Annotated in this window: 22 protein-coding genes, 1 tRNA gene and 2 pseudogenes; all 25 read left to right on the forward strand. The window is 51.3% G+C overall.

The annotated features are described in order from the left end of the window. The first annotated feature begins 102 nt into the window (after positions 1–102). The 25 genes and pseudogenes from HMPREF0080_RS06885 (at position 103) to HMPREF0080_RS06995 (ending at position 22886) form a co-directional block, all read left to right on the forward strand. Positions 103–309 (forward strand): DUF951 domain-containing protein, encoded by a 207-nt coding sequence (locus tag HMPREF0080_RS06885; RefSeq protein ID WP_040347477.1) that lies wholly within the window; start codon positions 103–105, stop codon positions 307–309. 224 nt (positions 310–533) lie between these two features. Further along, entirely contained in the window at positions 534–1754 is a 1221-nt protein-coding gene (locus HMPREF0080_RS06890) for an ATP phosphoribosyltransferase regulatory subunit (RefSeq protein ID WP_006790667.1), read from the forward strand. Beyond that, positions 1751–2398 carry an ATP phosphoribosyltransferase gene (hisG, locus tag HMPREF0080_RS06895; RefSeq protein WP_006790668.1) on the forward strand — a complete coding sequence of 216 codons (648 nt, stop codon included), beginning with the start codon at positions 1751–1753 and terminating at the stop codon, positions 2396–2398. The genes HMPREF0080_RS06890 and hisG overlap by 4 nt, the downstream gene beginning before the upstream one ends. Beyond that, entirely contained in the window at positions 2395–3687 is a 1293-nt protein-coding gene (gene hisD / locus HMPREF0080_RS06900; RefSeq protein WP_006790669.1) for a histidinol dehydrogenase, read from the forward strand. Before hisG ends, hisD begins: the two co-directional genes overlap by 4 nt. Further along, on the forward strand, positions 3680–4753 hold the full coding sequence (hisC, locus tag HMPREF0080_RS06905; RefSeq protein ID WP_006790670.1) for a histidinol-phosphate transaminase: 1074 nt from the start codon (positions 3680–3682) through the stop codon (positions 4751–4753). The genes hisD and hisC overlap by 8 nt, the downstream gene beginning before the upstream one ends. Further along, positions 4746–5219, forward strand: a complete 474-nt coding sequence (locus tag HMPREF0080_RS06910; protein ID WP_006790671.1) for an imidazoleglycerol-phosphate dehydratase — start codon at positions 4746–4748, stop codon at positions 5217–5219. Before hisC ends, HMPREF0080_RS06910 begins: the two co-directional genes overlap by 8 nt. After that, a complete protein-coding gene (locus tag HMPREF0080_RS11360; protein ID WP_280959844.1) occupies positions 5185–5328 on the forward strand; it encodes a hypothetical protein in 144 nt (47 codons plus the stop codon). Before HMPREF0080_RS06910 ends, HMPREF0080_RS11360 begins: the two co-directional genes overlap by 35 nt. Then, complete coding sequence (gene hisH, locus HMPREF0080_RS06915; RefSeq protein ID WP_006790673.1) at positions 5329–5943, forward strand: imidazole glycerol phosphate synthase subunit HisH; 615 nt, start codon at positions 5329–5331, stop codon at positions 5941–5943. It abuts the gene before it with no gap. A 4-nt stretch (positions 5944–5947) separates the two neighbouring features. Beyond that, complete coding sequence (gene hisA / locus HMPREF0080_RS06920) at positions 5948–6664, forward strand: 1-(5-phosphoribosyl)-5-[(5-phosphoribosylamino)methylideneamino]imidazole-4-carboxamide isomerase (RefSeq protein ID WP_040347459.1); 717 nt, start codon at positions 5948–5950, stop codon at positions 6662–6664. Between the two features lies 1 nt (position 6665). Beyond that, the gene (gene hisF / locus HMPREF0080_RS06925) at positions 6666–7430 is read left to right on the forward strand and encodes an imidazole glycerol phosphate synthase subunit HisF (RefSeq protein ID WP_006790675.1); all 765 of its coding nucleotides are present in this window, start codon (positions 6666–6668) and stop codon (positions 7428–7430) included. After that, a complete protein-coding gene (hisIE, locus tag HMPREF0080_RS06930) occupies positions 7431–8138 on the forward strand; it encodes a bifunctional phosphoribosyl-AMP cyclohydrolase/phosphoribosyl-ATP diphosphatase HisIE (RefSeq protein WP_006790676.1) in 708 nt (235 codons plus the stop codon). Between the two features lie 9 nt (positions 8139–8147). Further along, on the forward strand, positions 8148–9272 hold the full coding sequence (locus HMPREF0080_RS06935; RefSeq protein WP_006790677.1) for an HAD family hydrolase: 1125 nt from the start codon (positions 8148–8150) through the stop codon (positions 9270–9272). 344 nt (positions 9273–9616) lie between these two features. Beyond that, the gene (locus tag HMPREF0080_RS11365; RefSeq protein WP_006790678.1) at positions 9617–12301 is read left to right on the forward strand and encodes a TonB-dependent receptor plug domain-containing protein; all 2685 of its coding nucleotides are present in this window, start codon (positions 9617–9619) and stop codon (positions 12299–12301) included. After that, a complete protein-coding gene (locus HMPREF0080_RS11370) occupies positions 12205–13656 on the forward strand; it encodes a TonB-dependent receptor (protein WP_156795311.1) in 1452 nt (483 codons plus the stop codon). Before HMPREF0080_RS11365 ends, HMPREF0080_RS11370 begins: the two co-directional genes overlap by 97 nt. Continuing rightward, entirely contained in the window at positions 13575–14564 is a 990-nt protein-coding gene (locus HMPREF0080_RS06945; RefSeq protein WP_006790681.1) for a hypothetical protein, read from the forward strand. Before HMPREF0080_RS11370 ends, HMPREF0080_RS06945 begins: the two co-directional genes overlap by 82 nt. 224 nt (positions 14565–14788) lie before the next feature. Further along, positions 14789–15454, forward strand: coding sequence for a tRNA (guanosine(46)-N7)-methyltransferase TrmB (gene trmB / locus HMPREF0080_RS06950; RefSeq protein WP_006790683.1), 666 nt, complete (start codon positions 14789–14791; stop codon positions 15452–15454). Then, positions 15444–16691, forward strand: coding sequence for an FtsW/RodA/SpoVE family cell cycle protein (locus tag HMPREF0080_RS06955; protein ID WP_006790685.1), 1248 nt, complete (start codon positions 15444–15446; stop codon positions 16689–16691). Before trmB ends, HMPREF0080_RS06955 begins: the two co-directional genes overlap by 11 nt. A gap of 17 nt (positions 16692–16708) precedes the next feature. After that, positions 16709–17976: pseudogene (uraA, locus tag HMPREF0080_RS06960) on the forward strand (uracil permease). A gap of 12 nt (positions 17977–17988) precedes the next feature. After that, a pseudogene (hydE, locus tag HMPREF0080_RS06965) lies at positions 17989–19109 on the forward strand ([FeFe] hydrogenase H-cluster radical SAM maturase HydE). 81 nt (positions 19110–19190) lie between these two features. Continuing rightward, on the forward strand, positions 19191–19772 hold the full coding sequence (locus tag HMPREF0080_RS06970) for a chromate transporter (protein ID WP_006790691.1): 582 nt from the start codon (positions 19191–19193) through the stop codon (positions 19770–19772). 12 nt (positions 19773–19784) lie between these two features. Then, positions 19785–20357, forward strand: a complete 573-nt coding sequence (locus HMPREF0080_RS06975) for a chromate transporter (RefSeq protein WP_006790692.1) — start codon at positions 19785–19787, stop codon at positions 20355–20357. Positions 20358–20487: 130 nt separating this feature from the next. Next, complete coding sequence (locus HMPREF0080_RS06980) at positions 20488–21102, forward strand: class I SAM-dependent methyltransferase (protein ID WP_006790693.1); 615 nt, start codon at positions 20488–20490, stop codon at positions 21100–21102. Between the two features lie 104 nt (positions 21103–21206). Beyond that, positions 21207–21295, forward strand: a tRNA-Ser gene (locus HMPREF0080_RS06985). Positions 21296–21355: 60 nt separating this feature from the next. Continuing rightward, positions 21356–21676 (forward strand): hypothetical protein, encoded by a 321-nt coding sequence (locus tag HMPREF0080_RS06990; protein ID WP_006790694.1) that lies wholly within the window; start codon positions 21356–21358, stop codon positions 21674–21676. A 241-nt stretch (positions 21677–21917) separates the two neighbouring features. Then, complete coding sequence (locus tag HMPREF0080_RS06995; protein ID WP_006790695.1) at positions 21918–22886, forward strand: C-terminal binding protein; 969 nt, start codon at positions 21918–21920, stop codon at positions 22884–22886. Positions 22887–22903: the final 17 nt, after the last annotated feature.

Consider the following 22903-nt stretch of genomic DNA (forward strand, 5'->3'; position numbering starts at 1 on the left):
CCGGCGAATTTAATGAACGGGGTATTGTTTTGCGGAGCCTTCGCATAGGCGGTCCCGATGTTGTTGAAAAGAAAGAAGAATAAAAGCGGAGGAGAGAACAGCATGGCCGATTTTATACGCTATCATACGGGAGATACGGTTCAATTGAAAAAAGCGCATCCTTGCGGCTCCGATGAGTGGGAGGTCATGCGTACCGGTGTTGACTTTATTATTATCTGCAAGGGTTGCGGCCACCGTGTCATGGTGCCGCGTCCGAAATTTGAGAAGTCGGTAAAAAAAATTTTGCAACGTGCCGAAAAAGAGTCATAGGCGGCAAAGAGCACGATTCGTTGAGAGTCGTGCTCTTTTTTATATGTATGTCAGCGATTAACTTTTGTTTTTGTGCAAAATGTTTTTAGAAAACAGAGACAGAAGCACCGGTTTTGTAAGCGCCTTTTTTTGAGGTTGATTTTTGGCGATACTGTTGATATTATATAAACATATCCATCGCTTTAACAAATTAAAGCGATGAAGAAAATTAAGGAGAGATACTGATGGACGGGAACAGCCTGGACGGAGTAAAAATGCTGCATCATGATGAAATACGTAATTATGCACGCATTCAACGCAGATTATTGGACGTTTTCAGCCGGTACGGCTGTAAACTTGTAGAAACGCCGAATTTTGCTGATTACGATATGTGCAGCACAGTTTTTCCTGATTTACGCAAGGAAATGGTCAAGACGGTCGATGCTGACGGTACGGTTCCCGTCCTTCGCCCTGACGTGACATTGCCTATAGTGGAGACGGCGGCTCGCGAATATCCGCAGGCCCGTAAACTTTTGAAATTTGCCTATGTGAGTACGGTCTTTCGTAATTATTCCGGCCGCAGTACCTATGGCCGCGACTTTCTTCAAGGCGGAGCGGAAATTCTCGGGATTGACAGCGCTGAATGCGACGGAGAAGTCATCTCCATGGCGGCCGATCTTTTGACCTCTGTCGGAGTTGAAGATATGCATATCGACTTGGGAAATGCCGCTTACGGAAACGCGCTTTTTGATGGGAGCGGCTTAAAAGAAGAAGAAAAAAGAGTATTAAGGCGGTTATTGAGTGAGCGCGATATCGTGGCTTATCATGTTTTCACGGATTCATTAGCGCTGGAACAATCGTACCGTGATGTTTTGGATGCATTGCCGATGCTCTTCGGCCCTTATTCCGAAATCTCGGCAAAGGCTCGCGCATATTGTCTGAACGGGGCTATGCACAATGCGTTAACCCGATTGGAAGAAATCAATCGTTTTCTTACATTTTCCGGATATAGAGATACCCTTCAACTCGATTTGGGATTTACCGGCCCGTTGGGGTATTATACGGATATGATATTCAAGATTTATGCAAACGGCGCATTTTGTGAACTCATCAGCGGCGGTCGTTATAATACACTTTCACGGCTGTTCGGTGTCGACAGACCTGCCTGCGGCTTCGGCATGAATATCAATATCCTCTATGAATTCATGAAGGACGGCGGGCTTTTAAAAGATAATGAACCGGCCTCGGAGCTGGCTGTCATTTATGATCGTTGTGATGAACGGCTTGTTGCGGACGTTTTCCGCTGGCGCCGGCTCGGTTGCCGTATCGGTATATATAACAGAGAGGTTTTTATCGATACCCGTGACTATAAGAGTATCTGCCAATACAGCGACGGCGTGTACAGTAAAGACGGTAAGGAATTGAGTGCCGCCGATATGGAAGTACTCGTACAGGAGGTGAGATGATGACACTGCATATTGCTTTGGCCAAAGGGCGGATTCATAAGCAGGTAATGGCCTATCTTCAAGAGAGCGGCTATGATTTTCCGACCTATTCCGAAGAGAGCCGCAAACTGATTTTTGCCGATCGCAGCGGACAGCTTAAAGTAACTCTTGTCAAATCTCCCGATGTAGCCGTTTATGTCGAACGGGGCGCCACCGATATCGGTATTGTCGGAAAGGATGTGCTTGTTGAAGAGTGTTTCTGTGCGGACGTATACGAAATAGCGGATCTTAATATAGGCCGCTGCCGTATGGCCGTTGCCGGTGTTGCCGGCAATGAGCCGGAGCTGACGAAACGTCTTACAATCGGTACTAAATACCCGCGTATTGCACGACAGTATTTTGAAAAGAATCATTACAGTGTTGATATTGTCAAGCTTAACGGATCCGTTGAACTGGCCCCGCTTGTCGGCTTGGCCGACCTCATCGTGGATCTTGTTGAGACGGGCAGTACATTAAAAGCCAACGGGTTGGAAGTACGGGATTACATTATGGATTTCAGCGCCCGTATGATTTGTAATCCCGTCGCGTTTAAATTGAAGAAACGCGAGATCGAAGCGATATGTTCAGTTATGGAAAAACGCAAAGCGGCAGGGGGGAAGCGATGATGGAGCGGATAAAGGTGCCTGCGGAAGGATTGACATTACGGGCTATACGTGAAATTACGGCGCGCACGCAGGCCGGCGATACTGCGATACACGAGCGGACACAGACCGTTTTGGAAGCAGTGCGTACAGGCGGTGACGCGGCAGTTCGTAAATTTACGGCGCGTTTTGACGGTGTTGAACTTGCAGATTTTCGCGTAAGCGCCGCTGAAATGGAAGCGGCCCGGGTGCAGGCGGGGGCGAATTTTATAAGTATTCTCGAAGAAGCGTGTAATAATATTCGCGCTTACCATGAACGGCAGGCGGAAACGACTTGGTTTGAAGAATGCCGCCCGGGCGTGCATTTGGGAACGAAGTTTACCCCTATTCAGCGCGTCGGTGTGTATGTACCCGGCGGTACGGCCGCCTACCCGTCAACCGTGCTTATGGATACGATACCGGCGCAGGTTGCGGGCGTACCTTCCCTTGCCGTTTTTACGCCGCCCGATCGGGACGGCTCCGTTAATCCGTATATCCTGGCTGCCGCATCTGTCGCGGGAGTAAAGGAAATTTATAAGATTGGCGGAGCACAGGGCATCGCCGCCGCTGCGTACGGGACGGAAACGGTCGAACCGGTCTTTAAAATCGTCGGGCCCGGCAATGCCTATGTAGCTATGGCCAAACGTCTCGTTTTCGGTCTGGTCGGCATCGATATGATTGCCGGGCCCAGTGAAGTCGGCATTCTTGCTGATGACAGCGCCAATCCCGTTTGGATTGCGGCGGATATGCTGGCGCAGGCCGAACATGACAGACGGGCCGCTCTTTTCCTGGTTACGCCGAGTGAACAACTGGCAGAGGCTGTAGAAGGAGAAGTGCGGCGTCAGGTAAAAGAACTGAAACGCAGTAATATTGCAGAGGCCGCCGTCAACGATTACGGGAAAATCTTCATAACCGAAGATAAAGAACAAGCCGTAGAGATAATGAACCGTATTGCTCCGGAACATTTGGAAATACTCTTTGAGGAACCGGCATCTTATATACCGGCTATTGTCAATGCGGGCGCAATATTCATGGGGCCGTATACGCCTGAACCGCTGGGCGATTACTTTGCCGGGCCCAATCATACCCTGCCGACAATGGGGACCGCCGCTTTTTCGTCCCCCCTCGGCGTCTATGATTTCGTCAAGCGGTCCAGTTTACTGCAATATGATCAACAAGCTTTTACAGCGGTTGCCGAAAAGGTAGCGGTTTTTGCCGATGTGGAAGGTCTGGAGGCACACGGATTGGCAATGAGGAGGAGATTGGATGGATAACAGATGGATACGAAAGACGTTGCAGAAGGCGGAGCCGTATGTCGTTCCGGCCATTTCCGAGTCGATTGTCATCAATGCCAATGAAAGTCCTTACACTATCTTTGATTTTCCGGAAGTCCGCAGAGATTACGAGAAACGATTTGTTCGATTTCGTTCCTGCCGTTATCCTGATCCGTACGCGGAAGAATTGCGCCTTGCCTTGAGCGGGTATATGGGGTGTGAACCGGGAGAAATCCTCGTGGGCAACGGCGGTGACGAAATTATCGGTCTTACTGTGAATACCTTCATCAACCCCGGTGATACGGTTTTAACGCACTGGCCGACTTTCGATATGTACGGCATTGATGCGGTCATGATCGGCGGCAGAGAGGTGCGTGTTCCCGATGAAGACGGGTTTGTACGCAACGCCGCCGCATATAGGCGGAAGGTGGAAGAAGTACAGCCGAAATTGACGGTTATCTGCAACCCCAATAATCCGACCGGCCACGTATGGTCGCTGGCTGAGGTGGAGTCGATTGCGGCGGCCGCAAAAAATCCGCTCCTCGTGGATGAGGCATATATGGAATTTGCCGCCGCCGACAGCGCTGTTTCCCTGATTCATAAATATGATAATCTCATCGTTCTCAGAACGCTGTCCAAGTCTTTCGGGCTTGCAGGCTATCGCATCGGGTATGCCGTAGCGAATAAAGAGATGATAAAGGCCCTTTCCCTGATGAAACCGGCATATAATGTAAATGCCATGTCTCAACTCGTCGGTCTCGTAGCTATGGATAATCGTGATAAGATCCTTGCCTATACGATTCCGCGCATTACAGCGGCACGACGGTATCTGGCAGAGAAACTCCGCACCCTCCCGGATGTCGCCGTTTATGACAGCGCGGCCAATTTTATTCTTATCCGCGTACCTGACGGGGCCGCTGCGGTCAATGCGCTCTCCGCGGCGGATATTGCCGTGCGTTCATATAAAACGGAAGCGCTGAAAAACTGTCTGCGCCTTACCGTCACGACAAATGAAACGGCAGATCGCATTATCACTGCTTTACGAAAGGAGTACAGTCATGCGTAGTGCAACAATAGAACGGAAGACCGGAGAAACACAGATTTTACTTTCTCTCAATGTCGACGGCACGGGAATCTTCTCCGGCTCGTCCGGCATCGGCTTTTTTGACCATATGCTGCAGCTTTTTTCCCGCCACGGGTCTTTTGATTTAGCTGTTTCCGTAGACGGGGATTTAGCAGTCGATACGCATCATACATTGGAAGATTTGGCTATCGTTCTCGGTGATGCTTTAACTGAGGCGTTGGGGAACAGGGCGGGTATTCGCCGCTACGGCATGTTTTATTGTCCTATGGACGAGGCGCTGACCAGGGTTGTTATTGATCTGAGCGGCCGTCCTTATCTGGTCTGCGATGTGACCGTGCGGGCAGAGAGGATCGGTGATTTTGAAAACGGAAATGCTGTACGATTTTCTCTATGCGTTTGCCGTTCACGGCGGCATGAACCTGCATATAGCCAATCTCTACGGCAGTAACAGTCATCACATTGTCGAGTCCGTCTTTAAGGCTCTCGGACATGCGCTGCGTGAAGCCGTGTATGATGACGGAAGCGGCGTTATACTGTCGACTAAAGGAGTGCTATAAATGAATCTTGTCATCGTCGATTACGGTGTCGGTAACCTGGCCAATGTTGTTTACGCATGGCGGCGCCTCGGAGAAAACCCGATTGTTACGGGAGATGCCGATGTTATCCGCACAGCCGATCTTATTGAGCTTCCCGGCGTCGGCGCCATGCGTGATGCCGTACGCAATTTGAAGGAAAGAAAGCTGGTTGAAGTTCTGACGGAGAAGGTTCGTTCCGGTACCTTCCTTCTCGGTGTATGTCTCGGTATGCAGGCTCTTTTTGAGTGTTCTCATGAAGGGGGAAAGCATGAGACTTTAGGGTTTCTTCCCGGTGAAGTCGTGCCTTTCCGGACGCATCTGAAAGTACCTCATATGGGCTGGAATGAGCTGAACTTTGTGCGCCGTCATTGGCTGGAGAACGGACTGCCGGCACGGCCGTATGTATATTTCGTCCACTCCTATCATAAGGTGCCCGTTCATACGGACGATGTGATTGCCGCGACCGAGTACGACGGTGCCGTACCGGCAATCTGCGGCAGGGATAATGTCCTGGGCATGCAGTTTCATCCCGAAAAAAGCGGCGCCGTCGGCAGCCGTCTTTTAGAAAATATATTGACATATGTGCGGAAGGAGTAAGGCCATGATAGTATTTCCTGCAATAGATATACAGAACGGCCGTGTCGTTCGCTTGCGCCAGGGGGTTGCAGGCGCCGGTAAGGAATATTTTGAAGATCCTGTGGAAGCGGCGCGCAAGTGGTGCGATGAAGGGGCGCTCTTTCTCCATGTTGTCGATTTGGACGGCGCCTTTGCCGGTGAACCGAAGAACAAAGACATCATCAGACGCATCTGTGAGTCCGTCGAAATTCCTGTTGAAGTCGGCGGCGGCATACGTACGGAAGAGGCCATTGAAGAATATCTCAATAATGGAGTGAGCCGTGTTATCCTCGGTTCAAAGGCTGCGGAAGATCAGCATTTTCTCGTCGAGGCCGCGCGGCAATACGCTTCGAGCCTGGCGGTCTCCCTTGATGCGAAAAATGATGTCGTCGCGACTCACGGCTGGGTGGACGGCAGTGATAAAAAAGTCATCCCCTTTGCACTGTTTTTGCTGTCTATCGGTATTCGTACCCTTATTTATACGGATATCCGTCGTGACGGTATGTTGACAGGGCCTAATCTGGCCATGCTCGAAAAACTGCAGCAACTGCCTTTTATTCGCCTTATTGCCTCCGGCGGTATCGGTACAATTGAGGATCTCAAGGCTTTACGGGCAATGGGGATTTACGGCGCCATCACAGGGACGGCCCTTTACGAAGGACGGGTGACAATGGCCGAGATCCGCGCTTTGGGAGGAATGTAAGATGCTGGCCAAACGAATCGTACCCTGCCTGGACGTGCGCGACGGCCGCGTTGTCAAGGGAAAACAATTTAAAAATATACACGACGTAGATGATCCCGTGAAATTGGGAGCGCTATACTCGGCTCAGCTGGCCGACGAACTCGTCTTTTACGATATAACGGCAACACATGGAGAACGGCCTCTTTTCCTTGATATTGTCGAACGTGTCGCTCAAGCGGTGGATATCCCTTTCACCATCGGCGGCGGTATCGGCAGCATTGATGATTTTCGTCGTGTGCTTAATGCTGGCGCCGATAAGGTTTCCGTGAATTCGGCCGCGGTCAGAAGGCCTGAACTCATTCGTGAGGGAGCTGAAAGCTTCGGTAATCAGTGTGTCGTCCTTTCCGTCGATGCCAAACGGTGCGGGCCCGGGAAATGGCAGGTCTATATCGCCGGCGGCAGAGAGAATACGGGACTTGATGCGGTACAATGGGCTAAATACGGAGTCGCCCTCGGTGCCGGTGAAATCTGTATTAACTCGATTGATGCGGACGGAGAGAAAGGCGGTTTCGATCTGGAACTGAACGGGATATTGGCACGTGAGCTGCCTGTACCGATTATTGCCTCCGGCGGCGCCGGGAAAAAAGAGGATTTTAAAGATGTTTTTCTCGTCGGCGCCGATGCAGCCTTGGCGGCATCCGTTTTCCACTACGGAGAGATATCCGTTTTTGACTTAAAGCAGTATTTGGCTGCAGAAGGAATTGCCGTGAGAGGGGTGGAAATTTAAATGGAATTTGTCGGGATCGAATCCGTACGCTTTAATGAGATAGGCCTTGTCCCCGCCGTCATCCAAGAAAGCAAAAGCGGTAAGGTGCTCATGGTAGCCTATATGAATAAAGAGTCCCTTGCCAAAACGGTTGAAACGGGAGAAACATGGTTTTATAGCCGCAGCCGTCAGGAGCTGTGGCATAAGGGCGCCGTATCGGGACACAGACAAAGAGTTATCGCCGCAAGCGTCGATTGTGACGGCGATACACTTCTCTTTCAGGTGGAGCAGACGGGAGCTGCCTGCCATACCGGCCGTAAGACATGCTTTTACCGGGGGCTTTGCGGCCTGCCCGGAAAAGATGATCGCAGTCTCAGCGTTTTCTCGGACCTGCAGGACAGAATAGAAAAAAAACGCCTTCATCCGACGGAAAAATCATATACTGCGTATTTATTGGAAACGGGAACGGATAAGATTTGTAAAAAAATCGGTGAAGAAGCGGCGGAAGTGATTATTGCCGCCAAAAATGTTACTGTCTGCGCCGATGCGGCACAGTTGCCGCAACTACGGGAAGAAGCCATAGGCGAGTCGGCGGACCTCTTCTATCATATGGCCGTGCTGTGGGAAGCTGTCGGACTTACTGTCCAGGATGTGGCTGCCTGCCTGGCGGCACGTTCCCGAAAAGAAGAAAATAAAAAAGAAACCGGTCATTGTGACAAGACCTTTTAGAGGTATAACATGAAAACAGTTATTTTTGATGTCGACGGAGTCCTTCTCAGTGAAAAGCGATATTTTGATGTATCCGGGCTGGCTTTGTGGGAATGGTACAACAGCCCTCTTTTTTTAGGGATTGGTGAAGAACCCGTCATAGCCGAACCGACGGAAGAAAAGATAGAAGCATTGCGCCGCCACTACTGGGCGGATGATGAACTTTTGCGCCGTTTTAAACGGCACGGTATCAACAGTAATTGGGATATGGTATATCTTTTTGCCGTCTGCTCTTTTCTTGTTGCCGCGCAAGGGGATGCAAACTTGTTCAGAGGCCTGAGCGCCGATTTTTCGACCCCGCCGGCCTTGCGGAAATTGGGCACGGCATTGAGACGGCGGGCTTTTGCCATTCCGTCGGGCCGGCGTGTACTCGGCCTTTTTGAAACGCTTGTTCCGGAAGATACGAAGAAGGACGATGTTTTTTCCCTGGTCGACAAGGCCTTGTCTGGTGCGACGGCAGCCGTCTTTGCCGGTCAGCTCGGTTTACACGGGACTCTTTGGCAAAGCCTTTTTGCGTGTTTTCAAAACTGGTATTTAGGCGATGCATTTTATGCAGAAACATATGGCAGGAAACCCGATAGTCCGGGCAAAGCGGGATTCCTCACACGGGAGGTGCCCCTCGGCGGGGCCGCCGAAACGAAGGCCATGTTTATCGAGTTAAAGCGGCGAGGCTACGCTATTGCCGTGGGTACAGGCAGAGCCGCCAAGGAGGTGGAGATACCCTTTGCGGCCTGCGGCTGGCTTGATGAATTCGATGTCAGGCATATTGCCACGGCGACGGATATAGAAAAAGCGGAAAAACAACTCGGCAGGGCCTTGGATAAGCCGAACCCTTTCGTCTACTATGCGGGAGCGTTCGGAAGAGATGAGAAGTGTTATCGGGATTATATTGATCATCCCGACAAGTACAAGCAGGGTACCTATTATATTATCGGTGACTCTCCGGCCGACATTCGATGTGCCAAGGCTATGGGCGCCGTGATGATTGCCGTTCTCACCGGATTGGAAGGAGAACGGGCAAGACCGTTGTTTGAGCGGGAAAAAGCCGATTATATCGTCAGTTCCCTCCTGGATATCTTACCCCTTCTTCCGTAAGGGCGGGAACAGGAGCAGGCCATACTGAAAGCGAACGCTTCAGTATGGCTTTTTGCCGTTTTTCTCCTGTTTCAGCCGCTGCCGTGCAGATGCTGAAAATCCGACATCGGAACAGTTATTCCTGAAGGTATTCGTAAGGTATATACAATGCATAATCCATATGAAGAGTCTGTCTAATTATGTCCGAACGGAGCATTTTTGGTCCGAACGGAGTGGAAAATTCTCTATGTACCTGTGTATTATATAAAGATAATGATACTCAAAATTTAAATAAGTGAAGCAGTTGTTATGCGGAGCTTATAGTTGAGCAGCATAATCTGACAGTTTAACAGGGAGGGAAAAACATGAAATCTCATTTACGAAAAGCGGAACGAACGGCTTTTTTGGTTTGCGCCGTAATTACGTGGCTGTCGGCTCCCACTTTGGCGGCGGACGGTTCGACAACGGGGGGGCGCATTGATACCGGCGATGTCGTCGTTCGGATGGATGCGGCTAAAGAAGTGGCTAAATATGAATCGCAAAGCACTACGATTATTACAAAGGCGGATATCGAAAAGAAACAGGCCAAGTCTGTGGAAGATCTTATTTTCAGTGAAACCGGCATAACTCGAACTGTTGATTCCATGGGACGTGTAGGTATCGCTATCCGCGGTGCCGATCCGCGGCATACGCTGATCCTTGTCGACGGACAACCGGTTATCAGTGATGTGTCCAAATACATGGGTGCCGGCGATGAAGCAATGCGTATCGGTGCGGAAAATATTGAACGCATTGAGATCATCCGTGGTGCGGCGTCCGCTAAATACGGGGCCGACGCCATCGGCGGCGTCGTCAATATCATTACCAGGGCGCCGTCGGATAAGCCGAGTTTTCAGCTGAATGCCGAAGCACGCTACCATAGGCACGACGGCACGGATGAAAACAAAAATACCTGGCCGTCGAATTATTATTTACGCGCCGATTCCGGTAAAGTCGGTAATGTCAAGTTCAGTATTTTCGGCAGTAAGCGGGATATCATGCCTGTTTATTCGAACGAGCGGGCTTTTACGAAAGGCTCTGTCCTGAGCGGCTGGTACGATGATTTCCGTCCGTCTCTGCGCTATTACGGTACGTCCAAGAATATCGGTGCCGCGCTGAAGGTCGAGATTGACAAGGATCATGCCATTTCTTTCCGCGGCATGAAAGAGAAAGAGGACATGCAGCGTCGGAATAAAAACTCTACAGGATTTATTGAATCATACTTTGAACCCATGCAGATTTTCAAACGCACCATGGATCGGGATACGTACGGCCTGTCCTATACAGGCCGCGGCGGCAAGGCGGATTGGAAACTCGATGTGGACTACGGCAAAATGAAGGAACGTGATACGGGCGTTACAACTTATTACAATAAAGGGCGCGACGCTTATTCTGGGCAGAACGGCTTGGTGTCGCTGGACTGGCTGGAGCATAAGCAGCTCGGCGTTAATGCCGTCTTAAACTATGCGCCTAACGGCAGGCACCTTTTTACCTACGGCCTCGGCTATACGGAAGAAAAGGCTGACGGTACACGTCTGAAAAATGCGCCCAAGCGCTGGATACGCTCCATCGATCCCTGGGACTATGAACGGAATCTTTATGTCCCTATTGAACAGGGCGGAAAATCCGGCGAACCCGATTCGAGTATTCATAACTATGCGTTTACGTACGGAGCCGACGGCGTTCTCCAGTGGAATCGCAATCTGGAATACTACAACAGCGAAACGGCGCCGCCTTTTCCTTATGAAGAATATAAGGAATGGACCGGTACCAGACTGCCGCATAACGGAACGACCCTCCCGGCCAACACGATTGAACAATATGAAGGGTGGGGATATTTTCCTGCCGGCACCTATCGGAACGCACTGCAGGAGGCACTGCATAACGGCTCCATCACCCAGGCCCAGCACGACCGCCTGCTTGCGGCGGGAGCAAAGCATAAGGCCTTTGCCCAGATACTGAATGATCTGAATCCGGGGTATGATACACACTATCGGGATATTGTCGATATTTACTACGGTGGCAGTGATGTTTCCACAGCGTTTACGCCAGAAGAGCGTCGGAACCTTAAGTATAACGGATCGTATTTTAAGGAAAACTATGACTCCCGCAAAAATATGCTTAGCGGCGGTGAAGCGCACCTGCGGAAACGTCACTTTTTTATCCAGGATGCATGGCAGGTCAATGACGATACGATACTTACTCCGGTCCTGCGCCTCGATAACAGCGATAAATTCGGCAGCCGCTTTACGGCACAGCTCGGCATGACCCGCAACTTGGGCGGCAACCCGCACCGCCGTCTGAAGGCCAATATCGGGACGGGCTACGCCGAGCCGGGACTGGGTGAACTCTATTATAACTGGGAAATGTACGGTTCCGCCGGCGGCAGCCATTACGGCTGGTACTGGGTGGGCAATCCGAATCTGAAACCGGAGAAATCGTTGAATTTCGATATAGGCATTGAAGGAGAAAATAAGAAGACTTTTGCCAGGGCTTCCGTCTTTCACAATGTCATCGATGACTATATGACGACGTATTTTGTCGGACAGCTTATTGACTTCGGTTCGTATTTGGATCCGAACAGTTCCCTGAGTCTGGATCGGCTGTATACGTTTAAGAATATCGGCAAGGCTGAAATCACGGGCATCGAAGCGGAAGTGCAGCACCGCTTTAACAGCCGCTGGTCGGCCAAGCTGGGATACGCCTGGCTCCATGCCGTCAATAAGAGCGATCCCGACATGCCGCGACAGCTTCTGGACCGGCCGCAGCATAAAGTGGATATCAGCCTGAACTATGAAGATAAAAAGCACGGCTGGAAGGCGGCTCTCTGGGGAGATTACTATATTCACATGCTGGACAGCAATTCTGTTGCCAATACCTATACGGCCGCCGATTTTAATGCCGATACGGGAGAATGGAAAAAAAAGAACCCGAACTACCGCCCAAAACCTTCGGTATTTGGAATCTTATGGTCCAGAAAGAGTTCGGTAAAAACCTTACGGCGTACGTAGGCGTCGACAACCTCTTCAACTATCGCGACGACGACCGGGCCTATCAGGACCGACTCTACCGTCTGGGCGTGAATATGAAGTTCGGTCCCGCCACGGCGGAAGAAGCGGCGGCAAAGGCCGCGGCCGGGACAAAAATGAAGAACTCCGCTGTACTGACGGCGGAGGGGACAAGGGCTGAAGCTGTAAACGCTGTGGCAGACAGTTGGTTCCTCGACCGCCCGTCCGACAAAGATGCCGGCCGTAAGCGAGGGGATATCAAGCTTATCGGCGACTACCGCATACGCAGCGGCATGTGGGGCGGCCAGGACCTGGCCGGCATGAAAAAATCCGCTACCGTATCTCTTGACGATGAAGCCGTACGCAATATGAAAGATGAACCGGGACACGGGCTGGAACAGCGACTCCGTCTCGGCGCGGATATTCAGCTGGGAGAGACTGAAAACCTCGTTGTCGAGGGATCCAGCGGCAATGCGGTGGATACGAAATACACGGCCGCGGACAGGCGCGGCATCCACGGCGTGCGCCTGGAGCGGGCCGAACTCAGTAAAAAGGCGGACAAGTGGGACTTCACCGTCGGTCGCCTGACGGAACGCATGGGGACGACAGGTTACTGGTTCGGCAAAGAATACACCGGCGCCCGTGCCGTCTGGACCGACAGTACCACGCAGGTCCGCTTCGGTTACGGTGATTTTTCCTTCTCCACGGGTATCAACGACTCGGCCTACTCGCATGTGGAAAAGGGCATGTTTATGAGGGCCCCCACTCTGTTTGAAGTATTGGGTGTTGGAAAAGAAGGCAGTTCTTTGCGGCCGTATACGGGATATACGGTACAGCCCGATTACAGGACGCAGCAGCTGGACTACTGGGACAAGTTCCTGCATGCTACGGACGGCCTGACCGACCCTGTAGCCAAGGCCGACGCGCGTCTGGCCGTTATTTCCGAGCTGGCTAATCTGCTCAAGGGAGTAGGAGAATCGGGTAATAATATTTATACCGGAAAGGATTACTACAACGAGAAGTTCCTGAAAGCCAACCGGCACGGAAGTGATTATGATGATGACAGCGGTATTATTACAAATCCCAGGATTGCCTTATATTCAATTGAAAACAAATATGAAGGATACGGCGCTGATATGATTATCCGTAAATCGGACGGTACGACAGTAAATCTTAAAAGCAAGAAAGCGGCACAGGCCGAATTCAAGCGGCCCGGAGATTATCCGGATTACAAAAAAACATATTACCCGATTCTCTTATCGGCTATTGGCGCGGTATGGGGATACAGCCCATTGAAGCGCCCAGCTTCGGAGATATCTTCGGGCCGGACGGCAAGGCGAAGATTTACAGCTATCTGAAGTCCATTACGAATGCCGTAAAAGCGGAATATGCAAAGCGCGGCGAAACGATTACTTACGTTGACGATACCGGCAGGGAGCTGACGGAGCAGGAGCAGTTGGATAAAATGTATATCAACTTTGTAGGTTTGGGCCAACCGGCGACGTATATCGGCGGTACGGCGGTCGTTACCGACTTTATCGCCAATTTGATCACTTGGGCCCGCTATGATCCGACCAACGGCGCCACGAATCTGCCGCTGAGCGGTCTGCCGGAAAATATCCTTGCCGTCGGCACCTTTGTCAAACATGATGTCATTCCCGCTATCGACAGGGCCGCCTATATTCAGGTGCGCCGGAAGGTTGCGGACAATTTCGGCCTGAACGCATGGTATCTCCGTTCCTTCGGAGACGGCTTCCGTGTGCAGGAAAAAGAGCTCAATGTGGCCGATGTTTTCGGCCTGGGAGCGCAATACAGGGTGGGGACCGATGCCTTCGTTTCCTTTGACTGGGGGCTGAACCGCGCCGAAACGGGGCGCTACTACCACGGCGGCCGCGGTGCATGGGGTGATTACACGGGCGGCGGTTCGAGCCCGACCTTCTGGGTGCTGCGTTTCGATGTGGGCCGTGCCGATACGGACGTACCCGGATCGTGGCATGCATTTGCCGATTACAAATCCTTTGAACACGGCTCCTTCCTCGGCGGCAACGGTACGGAAGGTCTGCCGGACCGTTATCTCGACGGGATCCGTTCCTTCACGCTCGGTGCGGGATATGTGCCGGCGAAGAACTTCCTTCTGGAAGCCTTTTATACTTTCGGGGCCAGGAGCACGGGACGGCGCGGGGTCATCCACGGCGGTGACAGACTGAGCAGTGAAGCGTTCACCCTCGGTGATTATACGCGCATCCAGGCTACTTATAAGTTCTAAAACGAAGCGGGCAGGAACCGTTCCGTTTTGGAGGGAACACCCTGGAAACGGCGTGTTACATACGGCCGCGCCATTGACAGCAGACGGTTCATTACCTATAATAAAGTAGCTGAGTAAAAGAAATCGGGAGTGTAGAAACGTGATTTTTTATTCTTCGCCCGTTTCGTATAACGGAAACGAAGGGCGGCTGTATAACGCAGCCGCCTTTTTTACAGGAGGAAGGCATGCGGTTACGAAGAAAACCTTGGATTGACGAGGCTGTTACAGCCTATGAATCCTTTGTCTACCTGCATCCGGGAGAAGAAGTAAAGGGGAAATGGCGCGAACAGTTCGCAACTCCGTCGGCGCCGCTTTGGGTAGAATTGGGAACGGGTAAAGGAAATTTTATTTCCCGCATGGCCGATATTCATAAGAATGTAAATTTTATCGGCATTGAAGTCCAGCTCGGCGTTCTTTATTATGCGGCCAGAAAGTGCGCCGCCGCAGAGCTTTGTAATGTGCGGCTCCTGCGCTTTGATATATCCTTTCTGGAAAGTATTTTCGCAGAAGGGGAGGCGGATCGGTTTTTTATCAATTTCTGCGACCCCTGGCCGAAGAACCGCCATGCCAAGCGCCGTCTGACTCATCGGAGCTTCCTTGACAGATATGCGCGGCTTTTGACGCCGCACGGGACGATTCATTTCAAGTCCGACAATGCAGGTCTTTTTACTTTTACGCTCGGAGAATTCAAGGCGTGTCGATGGCCTTTGACGGACGTAACGTATGATCTTCATAACAGCCTTATTTTGAATGAGGCCGTGACCGAATATGAAGCCAAGTTCAGTGCCGCGGGGCAGCCGATTTTTCATTGCGTGGCCGAACGTCCGGCGGAGGTCCATTATGATGAATAAAAAAGCCGGAAAAATGAATATGGCGATGCTTGTTCTATTGACCGCGTTCTTTATGTTGTGGACTATCGGCACGGTTAATGTCTTCAGCGCGACCTTTGCCGAAGACATGTCTTCAGGCAGTGCATTCGGCCATTTAATCCGTCAGCTCGTATTTTCCGTCATCGGCCTGATACCGGCAATGTATGTTTTTAAACGGGACTATCGCGATTTGAAAAAACATACGGCCTGGCTCTATGCCGTAACTGTTTTGCTGCTTTTAGCCGTTCTTGCCGCAGGCGTTACCGTCAACGGAGCCAAGCGATGGATCGGCTTCGCCGGGTTTACGTTCCAACCGTCGGAACTGGCTAAGCTTACGGTTATTCTTTGTACGGCAACCATTTTGGCGCCCATGATAGAAGCGGGAAAACGGATAGAGTTTCTCGTGCCGTGGAAGACTGGGCGCGGCACATCTGCCCTGCAGCGGCTGACTGTTTATCCGCAGCGCTGTCTGGCCCTGACTCTTGTGCTGGCCGTTCCCGTTGTCGTGCAACCTGATGCCGGCACGGCTATCATCATCATGGCCTTGCCGATTCTCATGCTTTGGATCAGCGGCGCGCGGGTCATGCATGTTAAATATCCTCTTCTTGCGGCCGCCGTTCTTGCCGGGCTCTGCCTTCTTGCGGCGCCCTATCGTATGAACCGCATTGTAGCCTGGCTTGACCCGTGGGGATACGAAAAGACGCTCGGGTATCAGACTGTTCAGGGACTTATCGCTATCGGTTCCGGCGGCATTATGGGCCAAGGGCTCGGCGAAGGGATAAGCAAGTTCAGCTATCTGCCTGAAGCGCATACGGATTTTGCCTTTGCCGTCCTTGCTCAGGAATGGGGACTCCGCGGTTCTTTGGTCATGCTTCTTCTTTTCAGCGCAATCATTTATTACGGGTGTATTTGTGCAATTAACTGCAAAGATCCTTTCGGCAGGCTTCTCGCTTTCGGCGTGACCATGTATTTCGGCGTCCAGGGATTTATCAATATCGGTATGGTCAGCGGTATGCTGCCCGTTGTCGGGGTGCCGCTGCCTTTTATCAGCTATGGCGGTACTTCCCTGATAGTTAATATGGTGGCGGCGGGGATCCTGCTGAATATATGTAAGTCCAATCGCCGCGAAGCACAGCGGCAGGCTCCGGCGGGGACCCTGCGAGAGCTGAAGTCGATGCGCGACGAAACGCGCAGTGTCTTCCGGCCCGGCCGGTCGTAACGGATAGGAGTGGAAGCATGAAAGAACGAAGGATTATTCAGGTTGATGAACGATTGCCGCTCTTGCAGACAATCCCTTTGAGTTTACAGCATTTATTCGCCATGTTCGGTTCGACCGTACTGGTACCCTTTCTCTTGAAGGTGGATCCGGCGACGGCCCTTTTTATGAACGGTATCGGCACGATTTTGTATCTCGTTATTTGTAAGGGCCGTCTGCCGGCTTACCTGGGCTCGAGCTTTGCTTTTATTTCCCCTGTTTTGGCCGTCTGCGCCGTTCCCGGTATGGATTACGGCGATGCCCAGGGGGGCTTTATCGTCTTCGGATTGTCCTTTATGGTGCTTGCCTTGATCGTCGATAAAGTGGGAACGCACTGGATCGACGTTCTCTTTCCGCCGGCCGCCATGGGTGCCGTCGTCTCTATTATCGGGCTGGAATTGGCTCCTCTTGCCATGACCATGTCGGGTTATCTGGGTGAAGCACAGGGTATGAGCAATGAAACCGCCATGATCATTTCGACTTTTACGTTGATTGTCACTCTTTTGGCAACCGTCCTGGGACGCGGCTTTATCGGCATTATCCCTATTCTTATCGGTGTCGTTTCCGGCTACGTTCTTGCCTGGTGCCTCGGTGCCGTCGACTTCGTCAAAGTGGCGGCGACCCCGTGGTTTTCCGTGCCGACCTTTTATGAGCCAAAGTTTAACCTGAGTGCAATTATGATGATTATGCCGGCGCTTTTCGTCGTCTTTGCGGAACACTTGGGACATCTCTTCGTAACGAGCGATATTGTGGGCCGCGATTTGATTAAGGATCCCGGCCTTCATCGCTCCCTTTTTGCCGACGGCCTTTCCAACGTCATTTCTGGGTTTGTCGGTTCCACGCCGAATACGACATACGGTGAAAATATGGTGTCCTCGCGATTACGGGCGTATACAGCACTTGGGTAATCGGCGGTGCCGCCGTATTTGCCATAATCTTTTCTTTTGTCGGTAAGGTTGCGGCCCTTATTCACGGGATTCCCGTTCCCGTTATGGGCGGTGTCTGCATTCTTCTTTTCGGTTTCATTGCCGCGGCAGGGATTCGTATGCTCGTTGAAAAGCATGTTGATTACACGCGTTCAAAGAATCTTATTTTGACGGCCGTGACCATGATTTGCGGCCTTTCCGGTGCAACTGTCGTTCTCGGACCCGTGCAGCTTAAGGGTATGGGTCTGGCTACGGTTGTCGCCATGACACTGAGCCTGGCGTTCCTGTTGTTTGAAAAGCTTCGTCTTGACAATTATCATTAAGGAGAATCGGGCATGAAGGGCCTGCAGGAGTTATTACGAAAACAGGAGCATATGACCCGTCAGGATCTGATTGATCTTCTTTCTTTGACAGGTCCGGCTGATTTACAGGCTTTGTATGAGGCGGCGTATGCCGTCAAAACGGACGCTGTGGGTAATATCGTTTATTATCGGGGCCTTATCGAGTTTTCCAACCGATGTATTAAGAACTGCGACTATTGCGGTATTCGTCGGGAAAATAAAGCGGTAAAACGATTTGATACGGCTTATGGCGATATTCTTGCCATGGCCCGTTGGACCTATGAGAACGGCTACGGTTCACTGACTTTGCAGGCGGGGGAACGGCAGGATGAGCGGTTTATCGCCTACATGGAACGGCTCATAAAAGACACAAGAAAATCGGTGACGGGGCGCTCGGCCTGACCCTTTGTGTCGGCGAACAGAGTGAAGAGACTTACAAACGCTGGTTTGCGGCGGGCGCGCATCGTTATCTTCTGCGTATTGAGTCATCCAATCCGCGGCTTTACGGCGCTCTGCATCCTCATGACGGCAACCATGAGTGGGATGTTCGCTATGACTGTCTGCAGGCGTTGAGGCGTGTAGGATATCAGGTCGGAACGGGGAATATGATCGGCCTTCCCGGTCAGACCGTCGAGGATCTTGCCGACGATATCCTTTTTTATAGACAGGAAGATATCGATATGATCGGTATGGGGCCGTATGTGACACATCATAATACGCCTGTCGGTAAAGCCGTTGTCGCGGCAGGTCTTGATTCCAAGGAGCGGCAGGCCGAACGGCTGCGGTTGGGCCTGATTATGATTGCCGTTACGCGGCTGTTTTTAAAAGATTGCAATATCGCCGCGACGACAGCCTTACAGGCGCTTCATCCGTTTGGCAGGGAACTCGGTCTGAAAGCGGGTGCAAACATTCTCATGCCGATTGTGACTCTGCCGAGGTTTCGCGGGCACTATTTACTTTATGACAATAAACCCTGTATTGACGATACACCGGGCCGGTGCCGCGACTGTCTCGGGGCCCGTGTCGCCGCCACGGGTGATACGGTGGGTTTCGGCAGATGGGGCGATTCGCCGCATTTTTTCAACAGAACGCAAGTACAAAAAGACGGGCCGTAACCCGTCTTTTTGTGTTACCCTGACTTAGGGTGTATACTGGAAATATATTGATTATGCATTATTGCAGCGGAGGCGAAGAGCGTGGCAGATATTAAGTTGTCAAAAGAGGAACGAACGGCCCGGTTTTATCGGACACTCTTTACATCGACTTTTATTATCAGTGCGGTTACAGTCGGCGGCGGCTTTGTAATTATACCTTTATTAAAAGGAAAATATGTGGATGAATACGGGTGGCTTACGGCCAAGGAGACTCTCGACCTGGTGGCGATAGCGCAGTCTATGCCCGGTGTTGTTGCCGTTAATTCGGCCATTATTCTCGGCTATCGTATGGCCGGATTCCCGGGAGCCTTCGTGGCGGCGATCGCGACTGTCTTGCCGCCTCTTATCACGCTTTCCGTTATTTCCGTCTTTTATGAATTTTTTATTCAGAATTATTATATTAAGCTCCTTCTGCGGGGGATGCAGTGCGGGGCGACGGCGCTTATTGTCAATGTAGGTATTGATCTTTTTATACGCCAATGTAAGCGAAAATGCATCTTGCCCGTCGTGATCATTATGGGGACATTTGTAGCGAATGCCTTTTTTAACGTCAATATTATGTATCTTATTTTTATTGACGGACTTATCGGACTCCTGTTCATGCGTTCGGCGAAGTATAATTAGGAGGTATTCATTATGATTTTTGCGCTTCTCTTCTGGGAATTCTGCAAGGTAAGCATTTTCTGTGTCGGCGGCGGTTATGCGTCCATGCCGCTGATTCAGGCCGGCGTGGTCGATACGTATCACTGGTTGACGATGAGTGAGTTTGTCGATGTTTTTACTATTTCTCAAATGACGCCGGGCCCTATCGGTATTAACGCCGCTACCTTTGCGGGTGTGAAGACGGCCGGATTTTTCGGCGGCGTGGCGGCGACGGCAGGTTTTATTGCCCCTTCCCTGATCATAGGTATCACGTTAGCAAGAGTTTTTCTGAAATATGGTGACATCGGTCCCGTCCGCGGTATTCTCAACGGGCTTCGGCCGGCTGTCGTGGCGCTTATTTGTGCCGCCTCCATCAGCTTTGTCCTGCTTGCCGTCTGGAATACGGAAGAAACGCCGGTCGTCTGGGGAGATTACAGTGCGGGCGGTGTCATTATCCTCGTAAGTGCCGTAGTTGCCGTGCGACGTAAAGTCGGAGTTATTACGGTGCTTGCCGGTGCGGGCGTCCTGGGCCTTGTCCTGGGGATGGCAGGATTGTTGGCGGTTTAATCCGTCCGGAAAGACAGTTTGCCCGGCGTCGTTTTGACTGCCTGTCGATAACCGTGTATAGTATACTTATAAAGTAAACTATTAAAGGATCTGTAACGATCCGGTCAGTGTGTCAAAGGAGGGCGTGCTTATGAAATGGCGTCTGCTGAATCAGTTCGGTTGTCCCAAAGGGGCCTGGGGACGGTTTATTATTCGCGGTATGAATATCGGGCATCGCCGTTTATGGGATTGGTGTTTGGAGCAGGTACGGATTGATGAGAATTGCCGATTGCTTGATGTAGGTTGCGGCGGCGGCAGAATGATCAGAAGCTTGCTGGACCGGTACCCCTCTCTGCGTGTCGATGCCGTTGACGTATCGGCAGAGGCGGTAGCTTACAGCAGGAAAGAAAACCGGCGATATCTGGGTAGTCGCTGCCGTATTGAGCAGAGCGGCGCCGAGTCTCTGCCGTATGACGATAATTCTTTCGACTTGGTGACTACTTTTGAATCCCTGTATTTCTGGCAGGATATAAGAAAGGGCTTTGCCGAAATATACCGGGTTCTGAAAGACGGCGGCCGCCTCGTAATCGGCCTTGAAGCGGCGGATCCGTCCGATAAGACATGGTCTTCGCGGATTGAAGCGATGACTATTTATGCTCCGCAGGAGCTTCGGACCCATTTACTGGACTGCGGCTTTTCTTCCGTACGGACGGAGCCGGCCGAGCCTGTGAAAGGGGGCCGGCTTTGTGTCGTCGCCCGCAAATAACGGTCCGCTGTCCGGCAGACCGTTTTTTCCGCGGCGGCGACGTCGTTTTTCGGTGTACGTATCTTGACGGTGAACTTTTGAATTTGATATACTTGTTCCGTTACGGAAGGGTGTCCGAGTGGTTTAAGGAGCTAGTCTTGAAAACTAGTGATACCGCAAGGTACCGTGGGTTCGAATCCCACCCCTTCCGCCATGCTGTAAGGACGGGGAAATCGCATATACGATTTCTCTTTTTTTTTAGGGGGCGAATAAAATGGAATTTTCGCCGCAGCATCTCGTTGTCTGCACTATTGCCGTCTTTGCTTTTCTGTGCATTCTTTTTGCTGTCCACTATACGCGGCATCACGGCAGTAACGATTTGTTTGAGCCGCACTTCCGCAAGGTTGGGGACGGCGTCGTTATCATGGAGTTTTACGGGTTCGGCGCAACGGGGGAAAATCGTATAAAACGTTTTAAACGTGTGTACTTTGAAGGCAAGGTGGTATCTTATGAAGGTCTTAATTATACGATTGACAGCGTATCAGCGGCTACGGGCAGCACGGGAAAAATAGTCTGCGTTTTAAAAAAGTTATAATCAAAAACCGCACCGCAGAGAGTGACATGCCCCCCAAAAAGTTAGACCGGACACTAACGAGGGGAGATCGGCACACAAGAAGGTGCGGTTTTTTGCGTCCGCCACTCCGGAAACAAGTCTGTGAGCCGTGTCGTTACAGGTTTTGCGGGGTAAGCAGCCTTGCTATTTCAGCGTATTTATGTTATATATTTAACTGTACATTTATATCTTAAATCCGGTTTTTTAGAAAAGGGGCAGTGATATGTATCACATACGTGTCCTTACAGGACATCAGGATGAAGACGATTTCGGAGAGCGGTTGAGCGATATTGCCGAAGTGGAATATTGCTCAGCCGCGGAAGATGAAGAGTTGATAGAGCGGCTGGAAGATGCGGATATCGTTATTTGTGAAGATGAACCGCTATCCGGAGCCGTGTTGAAAGAGTTGGACGATTTAAAGCTTATCATCGTCTTAGGCGAAGACGCTTCCAACCTGGATTTGATGGCGGCGGCGGAGAGACATATCAAAGTCCTTTGCCTGAGCGATTATTTTGAAGAGGACGTGGCCGATCACACTTGCGCCATGATTTTGTCGTTATTACGCCAAATTCCCGAATATGCGAGTGATGTGCGCAATAACGGCCGTTGGCAGTTCGGCTCCGTTCCCTGGCCGCTTCATCGTGTCAGCGCAAATCTTATCGGCATTGTCGGCTTCGGACGCGTCGGGCAGCTTGTTGCGGCACGGTTAAAACCGTTCGGCTGCAACCTACAGGCGTATGATCCCTTTGTCAGCGAAAAGATCATGCTTGAGCATGATGTCAGACCTGTTGATTTTGATAAGCTTTTAAAGACGAGTGATTTGATCACCCTGCATTTGCCGCTGGAAGAATCGACGCGGAACATGTTTCAGGAAGAGCAGATGGAAACGATGAAAAAAGGAGCCATGCTCGTTAATTGCGGCAGCGGGGGCCTTGTCGATGAGGCTGCGCTTTATCATGCCGTTGATGACGGGCATATCCGCAGCGCCGCCTTGGATACGTTGACCATGGAGCATCCGAGCGCCATGTTTCTGGAAATGCTCGGACGTCCGGAATTTTTACTCACACCTGACGTGCGGGCTCATTCGCTTGAAGCGGAAAAAGAAAAGTATGATGATGCCGAACGGTACATCCGCTTGTTTGTCGAGGGAAAATATGACGGTATCCCTTTCATTACCTCTTCTGAAGAATAATATGGGTTTTCAGGAGT

The sequence above is a fragment of the Megasphaera geminata F0357 genome (assembly GCF_000239275.1).
Taxonomy (GTDB): domain Bacteria; phylum Bacillota; class Negativicutes; order Veillonellales; family Megasphaeraceae; genus Megasphaera; species Megasphaera geminata.

Excerpts from the sequence above, each read along its gene's own strand:
- HMPREF0080_RS06955 (WP_006790685.1), top strand. The coding sequence starts at position 15,444 with ATGATGAATAAAAAAGCCGGAAAAATGAATATGGCGATGCTTGTTCTA.
- HMPREF0080_RS06885 (WP_040347477.1), top strand. The coding sequence starts at position 103 with ATGGCCGATTTTATACGCTATCATACGGGAGATACGGTTCAATTGAAA.
- hisD (WP_006790669.1), top strand. The coding sequence starts at position 2,395 with ATGATGGAGCGGATAAAGGTGCCTGCGGAAGGATTGACATTACGGGCT.
- hisC (WP_006790670.1), top strand. The coding sequence starts at position 3,680 with ATGGATAACAGATGGATACGAAAGACGTTGCAGAAGGCGGAGCCGTAT.
- HMPREF0080_RS06990 (WP_006790694.1), top strand. The coding sequence starts at position 21,356 with ATGGAATTTTCGCCGCAGCATCTCGTTGTCTGCACTATTGCCGTCTTT.
- HMPREF0080_RS06935 (WP_006790677.1), top strand. The coding sequence starts at position 8,148 with ATGAAAACAGTTATTTTTGATGTCGACGGAGTCCTTCTCAGTGAAAAG.
- hisG (WP_006790668.1), top strand. The coding sequence starts at position 1,751 with ATGATGACACTGCATATTGCTTTGGCCAAAGGGCGGATTCATAAGCAG.
- HMPREF0080_RS11365 (WP_006790678.1), top strand. The coding sequence starts at position 9,617 with ATGAAATCTCATTTACGAAAAGCGGAACGAACGGCTTTTTTGGTTTGC.
- HMPREF0080_RS11370 (WP_156795311.1), top strand. The coding sequence starts at position 12,205 with ATGGAAAAAAAAGAACCCGAACTACCGCCCAAAACCTTCGGTATTTGG.
- HMPREF0080_RS06945 (WP_006790681.1), top strand. The coding sequence starts at position 13,575 with ATGGGGATACAGCCCATTGAAGCGCCCAGCTTCGGAGATATCTTCGGG.
- HMPREF0080_RS06980 (WP_006790693.1), top strand. The coding sequence starts at position 20,488 with ATGAAATGGCGTCTGCTGAATCAGTTCGGTTGTCCCAAAGGGGCCTGG.
- HMPREF0080_RS06890 (WP_006790667.1), top strand. The coding sequence starts at position 534 with ATGGACGGGAACAGCCTGGACGGAGTAAAAATGCTGCATCATGATGAA.
- hisH (WP_006790673.1), top strand. The coding sequence starts at position 5,329 with ATGAATCTTGTCATCGTCGATTACGGTGTCGGTAACCTGGCCAATGTT.
- hisF (WP_006790675.1), top strand. The coding sequence starts at position 6,666 with ATGCTGGCCAAACGAATCGTACCCTGCCTGGACGTGCGCGACGGCCGC.
- trmB (WP_006790683.1), top strand. The coding sequence starts at position 14,789 with ATGCGGTTACGAAGAAAACCTTGGATTGACGAGGCTGTTACAGCCTAT.
- HMPREF0080_RS06975 (WP_006790692.1), top strand. The coding sequence starts at position 19,785 with ATGATTTTTGCGCTTCTCTTCTGGGAATTCTGCAAGGTAAGCATTTTC.
- HMPREF0080_RS06995 (WP_006790695.1), top strand. The coding sequence starts at position 21,918 with ATGTATCACATACGTGTCCTTACAGGACATCAGGATGAAGACGATTTC.
- hisIE (WP_006790676.1), top strand. The coding sequence starts at position 7,431 with ATGGAATTTGTCGGGATCGAATCCGTACGCTTTAATGAGATAGGCCTT.
- HMPREF0080_RS06910 (WP_006790671.1), top strand. The coding sequence starts at position 4,746 with ATGCGTAGTGCAACAATAGAACGGAAGACCGGAGAAACACAGATTTTA.
- hisA (WP_040347459.1), top strand. The coding sequence starts at position 5,948 with ATGATAGTATTTCCTGCAATAGATATACAGAACGGCCGTGTCGTTCGC.
- HMPREF0080_RS11360 (WP_280959844.1), top strand. The coding sequence starts at position 5,185 with ATGAACCTGCATATAGCCAATCTCTACGGCAGTAACAGTCATCACATT.